The organism is Gilliamella sp. B14384G12 (genome assembly GCF_016101825.1).
Taxonomy (GTDB): domain Bacteria; phylum Pseudomonadota; class Gammaproteobacteria; order Enterobacterales; family Orbaceae; genus Gilliamella; species Gilliamella apicola_N.
On sequence record NZ_JACFPU010000017.1, the window covers coordinates 17,097 to 31,227 of the forward strand.

General features: G+C 34.8%; 11 protein-coding genes and 1 riboswitch. Of the genes, 6 read left to right on the plus strand and 5 right to left on the minus strand.

All coding sequences use genetic code 11. From position 1 onward, the window contains the following. The first annotated feature begins 8 nt into the window (after positions 1 to 8). Complete coding sequence (locus H3S73_RS12890) at positions 9 to 761, plus strand: amino acid ABC transporter ATP-binding protein (RefSeq protein ID WP_086326678.1); 753 nt, start codon at positions 9 to 11, stop codon at positions 759 to 761. Between the two features lie 43 nt (positions 762 to 804). Here the strand turns inward: H3S73_RS12890 and H3S73_RS12895 are convergent, their stop codons facing one another. Then, positions 805 to 2,160, minus strand: a complete 1,356-nt coding sequence (locus tag H3S73_RS12895; RefSeq protein WP_198236825.1) for an MmgE/PrpD family protein — start codon at positions 2,158 to 2,160, stop codon at positions 805 to 807. A 209-nt stretch (positions 2,161 to 2,369) separates the two neighbouring features. Between H3S73_RS12895 and folK the strand changes: the two genes are divergently transcribed. The 3 genes from folK to gluQRS all read left to right on the plus strand — a co-directional run bounded on the left by folK (position 2,370) and on the right by gluQRS (position 4,372). Then, positions 2,370 to 2,855 (plus strand): 2-amino-4-hydroxy-6-hydroxymethyldihydropteridine diphosphokinase, encoded by a 486-nt coding sequence (gene folK, locus H3S73_RS12900; RefSeq protein WP_144092905.1) that lies wholly within the window; start codon positions 2,370 to 2,372, stop codon positions 2,853 to 2,855. 136 nt (positions 2,856 to 2,991) lie between these two features. Then, positions 2,992 to 3,447: an RNA polymerase-binding protein DksA gene (dksA, locus tag H3S73_RS12905; protein WP_065604032.1), complete on the plus strand. Its 456-nt coding sequence runs from the start codon at positions 2,992 to 2,994 to the stop codon at positions 3,445 to 3,447. Between the two features lie 34 nt (positions 3,448 to 3,481). Next, positions 3,482 to 4,372 (plus strand): tRNA glutamyl-Q(34) synthetase GluQRS, encoded by an 891-nt coding sequence (gluQRS, locus tag H3S73_RS12910; protein WP_198236824.1) that lies wholly within the window; start codon positions 3,482 to 3,484, stop codon positions 4,370 to 4,372. Here the strand turns inward: gluQRS and moaA are convergent. Both moaA and H3S73_RS12920 read right to left on the minus strand, forming a co-directional pair. Further along, complete coding sequence (moaA, locus tag H3S73_RS12915; protein ID WP_232353002.1) at positions 4,352 to 5,326, minus strand: GTP 3',8-cyclase MoaA; 975 nt, start codon at positions 5,324 to 5,326, stop codon at positions 4,352 to 4,354. The two genes, gluQRS and moaA, sit on opposite strands and share 21 nt — an antisense overlap. Then, positions 5,325 to 5,450: riboswitch (molybdenum cofactor riboswitch) on the minus strand. (Overlaps the previous gene by 2 nt.) A gap of 73 nt (positions 5,451 to 5,523) precedes the next feature. Beyond that, positions 5,524 to 5,937, minus strand: coding sequence for a hypothetical protein (locus H3S73_RS12920; protein ID WP_198236823.1), 414 nt, complete (start codon positions 5,935 to 5,937; stop codon positions 5,524 to 5,526). Positions 5,938 to 6,201: 264 nt separating this feature from the next. Between H3S73_RS12920 and ppnN the strand changes: the two genes are divergently transcribed. After that, positions 6,202 to 7,578 carry a nucleotide 5'-monophosphate nucleosidase PpnN gene (ppnN, locus tag H3S73_RS12925; protein ID WP_065737918.1) on the plus strand — a complete coding sequence of 459 codons (1,377 nt, stop codon included), beginning with the start codon at positions 6,202 to 6,204 and terminating at the stop codon, positions 7,576 to 7,578. 76 nt (positions 7,579 to 7,654) lie between these two features. Here ppnN and radA read toward each other — a convergent pair whose 3' ends face one another. Both radA and serB read right to left on the minus strand, forming a co-directional pair. Further along, positions 7,655 to 9,031: a DNA repair protein RadA gene (gene radA, locus H3S73_RS12930; protein WP_025316575.1), complete on the minus strand. Its 1,377-nt coding sequence runs from the start codon at positions 9,029 to 9,031 to the stop codon at positions 7,655 to 7,657. Positions 9,032 to 9,040: 9 nt separating this feature from the next. Further along, positions 9,041 to 10,015, minus strand: a complete 975-nt coding sequence (gene serB, locus H3S73_RS12935) for a phosphoserine phosphatase (protein WP_198236822.1) — start codon at positions 10,013 to 10,015, stop codon at positions 9,041 to 9,043. A 739-nt stretch (positions 10,016 to 10,754) separates the two neighbouring features. On the opposite strand from serB, the gene H3S73_RS12940 reads away from it, so the two are divergent. Next, positions 10,755 to 14,129, plus strand: coding sequence for an N-acetylmuramoyl-L-alanine amidase (locus tag H3S73_RS12940; protein WP_198236821.1), 3,375 nt, complete (start codon positions 10,755 to 10,757; stop codon positions 14,127 to 14,129). Positions 14,130 to 14,131 lie beyond the last annotated feature (2 nt).

Consider the following 14,131-nt stretch of genomic DNA (forward strand, 5'->3'; position numbering starts at 1 on the left):
GAAAGGTGATGATTTCTATTTCACATTTGTCTAAACGCTTTGCTGATAATGAAGTGTTAAAGGACATTAATTTAAATATTAAACAAGGCGAAGTGGTAGCCATTATTGGTCCATCGGGTTCAGGTAAATCAACCTTGTTGCGTTGTTTAAATTTATTGGAAAAACCAAATACAGGGACAATCAAAATAGGATCGGTTACCTTAAATAGTGAACAATATCGCAGTAAAGACGAAATAAATTTACGCAAACAATCAGCAATGGTTTTTCAACACTATAATTTATTTAAAAATAAAACTGCATTAGAAAATATTACCTACCCACTAATTGTTGGACAAAAAATAGGTAAAGACAAAGCCAAACAGCAAGGGCTATCTTTACTGGAGCGCGTTGGTATGCTGCCGTACGCAAATCAATATCCAATCACTTTATCAGGTGGCCAGCAACAACGTGTCGCCATAGCTAGAGCACTCGCCGTTAGACCTAAAGTACTATTATTTGATGAACCGACATCAGCACTCGACCCCGAACGAGTCCATGAAGTGCTGCAAGTGATGTTACAGCTAGCTAAAGAACATATTACGATGATCATTGTCACGCACGAAATGGAGTTTGCTAAATACGTTGCCGATCGTATCATCTTTATGGCAAATGGCGTCATTGTTGAAGAAGGGCCAGCAAAATCAATTATCGATAATCCACAACATGAACTGACACAACGCTTTTTACGCCAAATTACTGATGAAATAGATTTTGAAATTTAGTTAGCACAAGTAAACCCATTGAACTCATTTAGCATGTATCATTTTACAATGTTAAATAATGTCGTGCTAGAAATTGATTAACGGTTAAACCTGAGGCTAATTCTTTAATATCAGTTAATAAATTCATCGCTTTTTGTTGTTCTTTAATTGCATCCGTTAGTTTTAATAACATCTCTGTTTGGTTGTAAGGATTTTTAGGCGATCCTTTGGGAACATCAATACGTTGTCTAATTTTTTCCCCTGTATCTAACTCAATTTCTATCACAACATAACGACTGTTAAAGGCGTCAGCATGGGGCACAAGATTAATTTGATAACTACGCTGCATTTTTTGCATCAGTGCTTGAATCTGTTCTGGAATAGGATTTGGACTGAATTGCTCAAAAGTAAGAGGAATACCTAGTAGAGTTAACGCTAAAATATATTCGGCTGAAAACCGCCCCTGCTCGGCCAATAAAGGATTATTATAGATTAATGCGGCATCGCTGTTTGCTGGCGAAAAAAATAGGGTAATACGGCTAATATGGTGAACATTCAATTGTTGATGTTGATAAAGTAGCTTACCTGCATCAGCAACATACGCAGCAGCAGAACAAAAACAGTAAGTTTTAAACCATAGTCCAGGCTCAACAATTTTCCAAACAACTCCCCACTGACTTAAATCGAAATTATTACCTTGTCCATAAACAGCTAAAAATCCTAACTTATCATCTAAAAAGTCTCTATCAGCCGTTATTCCAACGCGTAACCATTCAATCGATTGTATCGCATGCTGAGCGGCTAATCCTGCATGTAAAAACTTAATAGGGGTACCCATAACCAAACGCAGACCAGATGCCTGAGTCGCCGCCAATGTCAAAGCTTGCGACAAAAAAGGTTCATTATAAAGGTAACAAATGGCGGCTGTGGCAGCGATACCGCCTAAGGTAAGGGTTGTATGCCATCCTCTCTCATAATGTTTAGGATTAACGCTTTTGCCCAATCGCGCCATAACTTCAATACCAATAACATAAGCGGTTAAAAAACGCTTACCATCAATATAATATTGAACTTTATCTAATTGAACACTAGCAAATAGTGCTGATAAAATAACGGCGGATGGATGTCCACGCACATCTGAATGGACATCATCATAGTCTAAACAATGTGCTTGAAAACCATTAAATAGTGCCGCTTGCCGAGCTGTAACTAATTTTTTTTGCCCCACTAACCAAGCTTTAGCGTTGCCCCCTTCGTTATCAATCCAATTGAGCAATCGATGGATATCGACTTCATGACGAGCTTGTAAACTACTCGCAAAATAATCAATCACACCATTGATTGCACATTCAATCGTCTTAGGATCATTAATGATGGGGGTATTTGCTATTAAAAAACTCAATTGCTGACCTAAATTCATTTTCCATCTCAAAAAATATATCGTTATATAAGAAACTGATCTTAATTACCATAACGTATAAAAAGTAATAAGTTAAAGACTATATGGTTATATTTTAATAACTTTTAGTCATAACTTTTAGACTTTGGATATCTCTTTTTTTACTTTTAATTTATATGTTAAAATATGAGCATAACATTACATCTAACACCACAAAAATTAAATCCATTATGTCAATTTGTTATATCGCTTTAGGTAGCAATTTGGATGATCCATTTGCACAAGCCAATCAGGCTATTACCGCATTAAAACAATTACCAGATACTCATATTTTAGCTGTTTCACCATTTTACCGTAGCAAACCATTAGGTCCTAAAGACCAAAATGACTATCTCAATGCGGTTATTAAACTGTCCACAAATTTGCCACCAATCGCTTTACTTGACGAACTGCAAGCAATCGAGAAATCGCAAGGGCGCGTTCGTAAAGACAACCGCTGGGGAGCAAGAACCTTAGATTTGGATATTTTATTGTATGATGATTTAATAATGGATAGTGATCGATTAACCATTCCTCATTACCATATGAAAAATAGAGAATTTGTTCTTTATCCACTGTTTGATATCGCACCGGATTTAATTTTACCTGATAACGATAAACTGCACGAGTTAGTGGTTAAATGCCCCCTCAATGGTTTAATAAAGTGGAATAATTAATTATTTTGTTTAATAACATGGAGTTGTTTTATTTTACCCCTATTTAACGCAAAAAATAATTAAAAAAAATTTGCCAAAGGCTAAATTATTGCTATAGTTTACCGCCTGCAAATAATCTGTACATAAGGGGATTGTTTTGAAAAAGGAACAAAAAGTAAATACCTCTTCGCTTAGCCTGCTTTCAATTGCAGGACTTGAGCCTTATAAAGAGGCAAAAGGTGAGGAGTATATGAATCCTAACCAATTGAAACATTTTAAACTTATCTTAGAAGCATGGCTTTCACAATTACAAGGTGAAATGGGTAAAACTGTTTCTCACATGCAAGATGAGGCTGCAAATTTTCCAGATCCAGCTGACCGAGCAACTCAAGAAGAGGAGTTCAGTCTTGAGTTACGTGCTCGCGATAGAGAACGTCGACTCATTAAGAAAATTGAAAAAACATTGAAGAAAATCGAAATAGATGATTTTGGTTTTTGTGAATCTTGTGGCGTTGAAATTGGTATTCGCCGTTTAGAAGCACGACCAACGGCTGATTTATGCATCGATTGTAAAACATTAGCTGAACTTCGTGAAAAACAAATGGGTATATAATTCCATTTAATCTACTTGTTTACTTAATACGCCCATGCAATATATTGGTCGTTTTGCCCCCTCACCTTCGGGACCATTACATTTTGGTTCGTTGGTGACGGCTTTAGGTAGCTACTTACAGGCCAAATCCTGTTTTGGTAAGTGGCTTGTTCGCATTGAAGATATCGACCCACCTAGAGAAGTTAAAGGGGCATCATCTCTCATTCTAAAAACGCTTGAAGCTCTTCATTTATATTGGGATGATGAGATTTTATATCAATCAAACTGTAGTGAGCGTTATCAAGCTGTCCTGCAATCGCTACTCAATAAACAACAAGCATATTATTGTAATTGCACAAGGCAACGAATTCACAATTTAGCAAATAGAATTTATGACGGTTTTTGCCGTAATCGACTATTGTCAGTTAAAGATAAAGATCAATTGTCTATTCGTATAAAACAAAATCATCCAGTTTTAACTTTTACTGACAAAATCCGAGGCGAACAAACTGCCCAACTAGCAGATGCCTTAGAAGATTTTATTATTCATCGCAAAGATGGTTTATTTGCTTATAATCTAGTGGTAGTACTTGATGATCATGAGCAAGGCATTACAGAAATAGTGCGGGGCGCGGATCTTTTACCCGTCACAACCAAACAAATTTCACTTTATCAGCTATTTGATTTTAGTGTACCGACGTATTGCCATTTACCATTAGCTTTAGATAAGAATGGTAATAAGCTTTCAAAACAAAATCATGCCCGCCCTATCGATTTAAACAACCTTAAAGCCTTAACAGTTCAAGCTTTGCAATTTTTAGGGCAAAAAGTGCCAAAAGATTGGCAAGATGCAACCCAACAACAACTTTTAGGTTGGGCAATACAACATTGGCAGATCACAAATGTCCCTAAACAAAATACCCAATTAGCCACCGATATAGGATAAATTTGGCGTGATGCCAACCTGATGATCATGTAGCAAATGCTTTTCTGGTTTGATCATTAATGAAGCAAAAATTCTGGTTTTTAATTGTGTTTTTTGCTCAGGGCTTACCAACAAATCACGTAAATCAACGGCGGCATCACCAAACAGGCAATAGTGTAATTTACCAACCGATGAAACTCGCAATCGATTACAACTTTTACAAAAATCTTTAGAATACGGCATAATTAACCCAATTTTACCTTGGTAATCGTTATGTACATATACTTTGGCAGGTCCTGACAATGGCATTTTGGGCTGTAACTGCCAACCTTGAGCAATGAGCTGTGATTCAATTATGCTACCTGCGGTATGATATCGTTTAAACACATCATTACTATCACCTGTTTCCATCAACTCAATAAAGCGCAACTCTACTGGTCGATGTTTAATCCATAACAAATAATCATCGAGATTATCATTCATATTTTTCATCAAAACGGTATTAATTTTGACCTTTTTTATACCAACTTCCAATGATTTTTCAATACATTGCATTAGCTCTTTGAGTTTATCTTGGCCGGTAATTAATTTGAATAAATGTGGAGATAGACTATCAATACTGATGTTAATCGCATTCAGTCCAGCTTGTTGCCAATGTGCAATATTTTTTAATAAACGCGATCCGTTGGTGGTAATTGCCAGCTCTTTAACACGAGAATAAGAGGAAATCATTGACAAAATATCAACAAAATCGCGTCGTAATGTGGGTTCTCCACCAGTTAAACGAATTTTATGCACACCAAGTTCAGTGAACGTAGATACTACATTATCAATTTCATTAAGCGAAAGAAACGTATGGTTTTTATTAGGTCGATAACCATTTGGTAAACAATACTGACACTGAAAATTACACAGCTCAGTAATCGATAAACGCAAATATTGAAATCGCCGTTGATAATTATCAACTAATTGCATATATATACTTTAAACACCTTATCCAAGTCGGGAAGCATAGCCATTTCTGTGCTATACCGCGGCTAATTGACCATATGAGTAACATTATCACTTAGGTAAAATAGCTTCAGAGTTTGGTTAAGTCTAGCACAGTCTTAATTTATTGACTATGAGCAATTATTTAATATCATAATAATAAAAATCAATTTGTTTTTTACCTAAGATTCGACTTTGTCATTATTATCCTCGGTATGAATAACCGTTATGTAGCTAGGAATAACCGTTGCTGTTCGATAAATATAAACCCACATTTTTCCTGGTGGCTCGTCACTTAAAAATCGTTTTAGTAAAATATCATCCTCAGTATCATTATCCGATTGTTGATTTCTATAATAATCGGTAAACTCTTCATACAATTCTTCTTCATCTGTTAATGAACCACTATAGCTAGCTTTATATTGTTTATATAAAAAATTCAATTTATCAATAAAAAAATCATATTCTTTTTTGATTGCAAAATTTTTAGGATTAACATAGCCTAAAGTTGCAAAAATCTTATCAGCTACTGGCGATCCTGATTCCAATTGTTTAAATGAAGAATAATAAAAATCCTTTATTAGCTGACTGACCATCCACTTAAATAATCAAAAATCAGTTTTCATTGATAACATCATTACTTAATAACTAAAATTGAAATAATTTTATACTGCGTTTACCTTTAAGTCATTGTTAAATATCATATTGAAAAAATTGGATAAAAGAAGAACAATTGTATTTTTTCATTTGGTATTAATTAAGTTATTTATAAATTAAGCTATTATCAGCTTTACTTATTCTTTATTCTGTTTGAATATATAACGATTTTTTGCCGATAAAACCGTCAAATGGAGGTTGTAATGATTACCCATATTAGCCCATTAGGATCAATGGACTTACTTGCTCAAGCTGAAGTCGATATTTTAAAAAAATCAGCCAATAGTGATCTTTATCAATTGTTTAGAAACTGTTCTTTAGCAACACTCAATGCAGGCAGTAAAACCGATAATACTAAAGATCTGTTAGATAGATTCCAATCTTTTGAAATTAATGTTATTAGTAAAGAACGTGGGGTTAAGTTAGAGCTTATTAATGCCCCCGAAAGTGCATTTGTAGATAAACGAATCATTCGCTCAATTCAAGCTAATCTATTTGCGGTTTTACGTGATATTCTTTTTTTAAATAGTCAAATAATGGCAATAAAACATTTGGTTCCTAATGACAAACTTGAAAAAGAACATTCCTATTACATCACCAATCTTGTTTTTTCTATTTTACGTAATGCTAATGCACTCCATGTTGGTGAAGAACCGAATCTCATTGTTTGTTGGGGTGGACATTCAATTAATGAAAACGAATATTATTATGCTCGTCAAGTTGGTATGCAACTTGGGTTACGTGAACTCAATATTTGTACGGGGTGTGGTCCAGGTATTATGGAAGCACCAATGAAAGGTGCGGCTGTTGGTCATGCACAACAGCGTTATAAAGATAGTCGATTTATTGGTATGACCGAACCTTCTATTATCGCCGCTGAGCCACCAAATGCTTTAGTCAATGAACTGATTATTATGCCGGATATTGAAAAACGTCTTGAAGCTTTTGTACGAATGGCGCACGGTATTATTATATTTCCAGGTGGGCCGGGAACGGCTGAAGAGTTACTTTATATTCTTGGTATCATGTTGAACCCAGCCAATAAAAACCAAACTCTTCCACTGATTTTAACTGGTCCTAAAGAGTGTGAAAGCTATTTTGCTGCCATTGATGATTTTATACGTAATACATTAGGTGAAGAAGCAACCAAGCTTTATCAAATAGTGATCGACTCACCTGAACAAGTTGCTCGTATAATGAAAGATGGTGTAAAACACGTAAAATCTTCGCGCTTAAAAACGGGTGATGCCTATGGTTTTAACTGGCTATTGAAAATTGATGAATCCCTACAACGTCCTTTTGAACCACTGCATGAAAACATGGCTGCATTAAATCTGCATAGAAATCAACCTGTCGAATTACTCGCGGCCGATTTACGCCGAGCGTTTTCGGGCATTGTTGCTGGCAATGTAAAAGAATTCGGGATGAAACAAATAGCCGAACATGGTCGATATAAATTACAAGGTGATCCTGAAATTATGAAACAACTCGATAATTTATTAAGAAGCTTTGTAAAACAAGATCGTATGAAACTGCCGGGAGGAACCGCTTACCAACCATGTTATGAGATTTGTTATTAACAGAAAGTCAAAACACATCTTTTATAATATTCCGCCGAAAATAGAATCGGCGGAAAAATCTTTATTAAACGTAACTTTAAAAGTCACTCAAAATATCTAAAGCTTCTGACACTTTCTTCACTGCAAAAATCTGCATATTGTCAGGTTTCTTTTTCGGCATATTGGCAATCGGCACAATCGCTTTTTTAAAGCCATGTTTAGCGGCCTCAGAAATTCTCTCTTGCCCACTTGGTACTGGGCGAATTTCACCACCTAAGCCAATTTCACCAAAAATTACGACATCTTGCGGTAAAGGACGATTACGAAAACTTGATACTAATGCAGCAATCAAGGCTAAATCAGCACTAGTTTCGGTAACTTTTACACCACCGACAACATTAACAAAGATATCTTGATCGGCCATTTGTAACCCACCATGACGGTGCAAGACAGCCAATAATAACGCTAATCTATTTTGGTCAAGTCCAACGGTAACACGTCTAGGATTACCATATATAGAGTGATCAACTAACGCTTGAATCTCAACCAACAGTGGGCGCGTGCCTTCCCAAAGTACCATAACAGAACTGCCAGGCAACATCTCATCACCGCGACTTAAGAATATCGCCGATGGATTACTGACCTCTTTTAAACCTTGTTCTGTCATGGCAAATACACCCAGTTCATTTACTGCACCAAAACGGTTTTTATGGCTGCGTAGTGTTCTAAAACGAGAATCGGCATCGCCATCTAATAAAATAGAACAGTCAATACAGTGTTCAAGGACTTTAGGACCTGCTAGTGAGCCATCTTTAGTCACATGTCCAACCATAATAATGGCAATCCCTTTCGTTTTGGCAAAGCGTGTTAAATAGGCTGCCGTTTCTCGCACTTGCGCAACACTACCTGGTGAAGATTGAATATCAGCAAGGTGCATCACTTGAATAGAGTCGATGACCATAAGTTTAGGTTGTGACTGTTCAGCCAGCAGACAAATTTGTTCAATACTGGTTTCAGATAACATATTAATATTATCGGTTGGTAAACCTAAACGATGTGCACGCATAGCAACTTGTTGCAGTGATTCTTCACCTGTTACATACAAAGTGTTCATTTGGGCTGATAGTTTACTCATGGTTTGTAGCAATAAAGTACTTTTACCAGCACCAGGGTTACCACCAATTAATATGGCACTACCCGGTACAACTCCGCCACCTAATACGCGATCGAATTCAGAAAATCCAGTTGAAAATCTTGGTAAGGCTTCTAAACTTATTTCTGATAGCTTTTGAATTTTAGCTTGACCTGCCCCACCCGCATAACCTGTTAATCTGTCATTACGTGATGAAGTACTTGCTAACCTAACTTCAGTAATCGTGTTCCAAGCGTGACACGCACTACATTGCCCCTGCCAACGCGGATAATCTGCACCACAATCATTACACACATAAGCACGTTTAACGGATTTTGCCAAATTATTCTCCTAACCTTCACTTAATAAACTGGTGGATAAAATACACCATAAACCAGTTAAATCTGCATAATTAATACTAATTCTCGCCTTTTCAACAACTTTGGGTTTACCATGATAAGCCACCCCAAGACCTGCAATGCGGATCATCATTAAATCATTTGCCCCATCGCCAATTGCTACGGTTTGCTCGATTGGAATATCAAGCGAGGCAGCTAATTGCTGCAATGTTCTTGCTTTGTATTTAGCATCAACAATATCACCAATTACTTTGCCGGTTAATTTTTCATTTTTAATTTCTAATTGATTTGCATAAACATCAACTAATTTTAATTTTTGTTTGAGATGATCTGCAAAATAGGTAAAGCCCCCAGAGGCAATGGCAACATGCCAATTTTTTTTGTATAACTCACGAACTAAATAAGTTAGACCTGGCGTAAGTGGTAGTTTATCTTTCACTTCTTGTAAGATGTTTTGATGAGCACCTTTTAATGTTGCAACTCTTTTACGTAAACTCGTTGAAAAATCTAGCTCTCCGCGCATAGCTTGTTCAGTAACGGCAGCAACTTGCTCCCCAACCCCATGCAGTTTGGCTAATTCATCAATGCATTCAATACCGATTGCAGTTGAATCCATATCCATGACAAGTAAACCAGGAGAATGCAACGTTGGTAAATTATCAATGGGTGCAACATCAATACCTAAAGTAAGTGAAATAGATTTAGCTTTTTTAGGCATCACCCCAGCGATTCGAACAATTTGATAGGTTTTAATTTTCCAAGATGACACAATCACCATTGGCATAGCCAGTTTATTTTGAAATGTTGATAATATTGTTTTATTTAATTTCTTTCCATAAATAATCCAACCGGTTTTACCTGCATTGTAATCAAGTGGAACAACCTCACAGCCATTTAAAGAAAGTGGTAATCCTTGCCAATCTTGAATATTCTCAGGTAAATCATTATAGGTGAGTGTATAAGCCATATCAGAAAATCATTATAACGTAAAACGAAGCCAAAATTTAACATATCTATAAAAGATTGTCCAAATTGGGATTTAGCTTATTTTTCATTCAACGTTTAAATACAAATATCAATACACACAAAATTTGAAACGGTATAGACTCCTGAATATTTTTTACAAAAAATCTATTATAATTATATTTTAAGTCAATCTAAACCTGACTATCCAATCACATCTAAATTTTAAACAACTCCTTTCAATAATTTTTTAGATATCCCTATTTTTATCATGAATAGATGACTATTTTTGTCAAAAAGTTTCAGGTTATGCATACGTTTCAGTAAAAAATTAATTTTTAAAGATAATGATTGAATATCAATTTATACAAATCCGTAACGAATAAATTCTATTCAACCTTTTTTGCGGCCGCTTGGAAATCAATTTTTAACTGGTATTGTGTTAATTTATTACAGTCATTAATAAGTTATCTATCTAATTTAAATTAAAATTTTTTTTAAAAAAGATTGCAAATTATGCGGAATAATGTATTTTTACAAACGACTTTATATTATTTTTTATCACGAGTTAATTTCATAGCGTTATAACTTATGGACTATATTTGTGATGTTCATGTTTAGCTTAATGGCGTGTAAGGCATCGGAGGAGAAAAATAATCCTAAATTTAAAGATGTCTTTAGTGTTACCATATTACGTTTAATAAATAATTATTATAATAACTTCATAGTTTAAGGAATGAACAATGACATTATCACCAGTAAAAAAATGGACATTTCCAGTTATCATTAATAGTAAAAAAGAACCTCTCACTGCTGATGACTATCATGCAGCATTAATGTCAACTTCAACAGGATTTTATCCAGTTAGCGTCACTAATCTTATGCATATGGGTATTCACTTTGATAAAACGGTACTTAAAGAATTAGGTGATGAAAACGAACGAAAGGTTCATTGTATTGCCGATGGTGAAGTAGTTGCTTATCGAATTAATGGTAACTATCAAACTATTAGCTACGGAGATACAGTTGCTTACTATTCAACAGGTTTTGTTTTGGTACGTCATCTACTCGAAATGGAGCGAGTTGAAGAAAAAAAACAACCAACAGAGCCTAATACCGAAAATAGTTCAACAACAGAAAAACCTGCTGAAGATAATTCTCCCGCATCTTCTGCTTCTAAGGCAAATGATACTGCAACTTCTACTAATTCAACGGCAGATAAAGCTGATACTGAATCAGAAAACAAACCAGCCGAAGCTGAAAAAGAAAAGCTGCCGCCGCATCAACTCTATTTTTATAGCCTTTATATGCATCTGGCCGATACTGCTTTTTATGATAAAAATTCTAAAATGCCAACACCTGCATTTTGGGAACAAGATATTTATCGTGTATTACCTAACCATAAGGAGTTGAATAAGGTCGAAGGGTTATGTATTCGCGATAAAGCGGACAATTCAAAAAATGACAGTATATTAGCGGTATTACAAGTCGGTACCAAAGTAAATTTAAATCTTGATTTACATGACGAAAATCATAACTGGTATGCTGTTACAAGTTTAGCGGAAGGTTATTCCTCTATTCCCGAGTTAAAATCAATCAAACACACTCAAGGTGAAAGTCAAATAGACATTTTAGGTTGGATTTTTATTGGTAAAGAGGTGACTTCGCTAGAATTTGAAATTTTAGAATTAAAAGCGCACGAAAAACTTCTTTCTGATCAGTCTGAAAAAATTAGCATACTAACAAAAGAATTTAATACTAATTGGGTGAAATCTAAAGGATTAAGAGTTCGAAAAGATAAAAAAATCTTATCAATGCTACCTGGAGGAACCCAAGTTAAAATATCGGGAAATAAAAAAGCAAAACATTTTGTTGAGTTAACTGAAGTGATTCGGGATGGTAAACCCACCATTCCTTTACCAAAGGGAAACACAAAAATTTGGTTTGATTGCCTTGAAAGAATTTCCCGAGGTAAAAAATACAATGAAGTGGTTGTATTAGATACACCATTTCCAATAAAAGCAGGTGATTTGATTGGGCATATTGGGCATGACCATACCCCTAAGATATCACTTTCCCAGAACAGTACTGAAATTAAATGCGAAACCAACTTGCATGTTGAATGTTTTACTTGTGATGACCTGCCTAATTTTATTGCACTAACTCAAGCAGAAGCCAGTAAACTTCCTGAGGAAGAGAAGACCTTATTAGGTATTTCGAAACAAGCAAAACTACTTAAATCACCGAAAGATGCAGACACAGACGTGGGGCAACATACTGAGATTAAAGTAATCAGTAAAGATATCAATGTCAAATGGTTACAAATCGAAATCACAGAATCCAAAACTAAGAAAAAAACGGTATGGATAGAAAATAGTGAAGAGATATCAAAAAACATAAACTCAAAGGGTAATATCACTTTAGCGACTGATAATAAAGCCTGGAGTGAATATCCATTACAGGCAAGCGAATTAGCGAATAATAGTTCGATTATTGATACTCCATTATTACTTGATATTAATAATGGAGTATTTAAAAAGTTGAGTCATCGGGCTGTTGATAAAGATGGAACATTATGGGTTTATATTGAGCATGCTCTTGATAAAAATAATGCTCCTATCCGTGGCTGGTTAGTTATAAATAAAGAAAATGTAAAAAAAGTGAGTTGTTGGGATTGGTTTGATTTTAAGCTGATCGAAGAAAAGGCGACTACAAAAGAGTTTTATTTAGATGTGAAAAAGTCTTTATCTCGAGACAATGCATCTCTTGAAGCTTATAAACCGACGTTAAAAGAGACATTAACAATTTTAGATAGGCAATATCATTTAGACCAAAAAAAATATGCCAAGATAGATGCAAAAAGTTTCAACGGAATCAAAGATAAACCACAATTATCATCGGCACTTTCACGTTTACTGATTAAGAGCGAAAGTGAATGGTATAGTGAAATTGATGCGCAAGGAAAAATGCCCAAATGGGATGCCTTAGACAGTGAATTTAACGAGAAAGCAAAAAAAGTCTTGGGTTATTTAGAAGATGGTGATGTTACAAAATGTGATGCTTATATAAGTACATTACCCGAAAACGAACAAGAATCAGTAAAAAGAGGATTACTATTAAAACGTCAAGAATTGGAAAAAAAGGGAATCAATAATAATAAAACAATTGAAGACTCATTTTATACAGAATTAAAACTACAAGTAGCACGTTGGGATAATGAAAAAGAAAAGATAAAAAAAATGTTATGGTGGGATGATGTCGTAAAAGGTTTAGCGAAACAAAATAATACAAATGCTACAAATAGCAATTCAGCAAATAAATCATCGAGTTCAGCCAAAGTAAAACCTCCAGCTGAATTTTGCTCTAAGGGGAAAGCATGGTTTATTAATCCGATAATAATGGAAATGTTTAAATTTACAAAGAATAATTTAACAATTGTAATTGATCCTGGTCATGGATATACACAGGGAAGTACAGGTGCATCAGCTAAAATTTATGAATATAAAATAGATGAAAATAAAACAGCAAAAGCAGATATCACAAATTTACCACAAAAAGTTATTGATAACACAAATTTAATTGTGAATTCTTCAGAGGATTTGAAAAGAAATGAAAGAGGCTTAGTGTTTGATGTATCAATAAAACTCAAACAATTACTCGAAGCAAACGGTTATAATGTTATTCTCACCCGAACAGAGAGGAGAATTGAAGGAAAAGATGATCAAGAGACTAGACAAGCTAGAATTGATCTAGCTAATAAAAATAATGCCGATTATTTTATTTCCATACATGCTGATGACGTTCCAAATTATTCTATTTCAGGATCTCACGTAATATATCCTAATATAACAAACAGCGAAGTTGTTGCACTTAGTAAAGAATTAGCAGAAGATATATTTAGTTATTATACTGTGGTTCCTGTTGAGCCATCTTCCCCTAAGAAAGATGTAAGAGGTCTTCAAGTATTAAGAAATTCAAATAAAACCAAACGGAGAGTTCTCATTGAATTAGGATTTATTTCATCACCCAAAGATGCAAAAGCCTTATTTTCAAATATTGATTTAATTGCTCATCAGCTATATAAAGGATTACTAAAGAATTTAAAAAAATATCATTAAAG

What these genes read in the sequence shown, in the direction of transcription:
- H3S73_RS12890 (WP_086326678.1), top strand. Translation starts at nt 9, where the DNA reads ATGATTTCTATTTCACATTTGTCTAAACGCTTTGCTGATAATGAAGTG.
- H3S73_RS12895 (WP_198236825.1), bottom strand. Translation starts at nt 2,160, where the DNA reads ATGAATTTAGGTCAGCAATTGAGTTTTTTAATAGCAAATACCCCCATC.
- folK (WP_144092905.1), top strand. Translation starts at nt 2,370, where the DNA reads ATGTCAATTTGTTATATCGCTTTAGGTAGCAATTTGGATGATCCATTT.
- gluQRS (WP_198236824.1), top strand. Translation starts at nt 3,482, where the DNA reads ATGCAATATATTGGTCGTTTTGCCCCCTCACCTTCGGGACCATTACAT.
- moaA (WP_232353002.1), bottom strand. Translation starts at nt 5,326, where the DNA reads ATGCAATTAGTTGATAATTATCAACGGCGATTTCAATATTTGCGTTTA.
- H3S73_RS12920 (WP_198236823.1), bottom strand. Translation starts at nt 5,937, where the DNA reads ATGGTCAGTCAGCTAATAAAGGATTTTTATTATTCTTCATTTAAACAA.
- ppnN (WP_065737918.1), top strand. Translation starts at nt 6,202, where the DNA reads ATGATTACCCATATTAGCCCATTAGGATCAATGGACTTACTTGCTCAA.
- serB (WP_198236822.1), bottom strand. Translation starts at nt 10,015, where the DNA reads ATGGCTTATACACTCACCTATAATGATTTACCTGAGAATATTCAAGAT.
- H3S73_RS12940 (WP_198236821.1), top strand. Translation starts at nt 10,755, where the DNA reads ATGACATTATCACCAGTAAAAAAATGGACATTTCCAGTTATCATTAAT.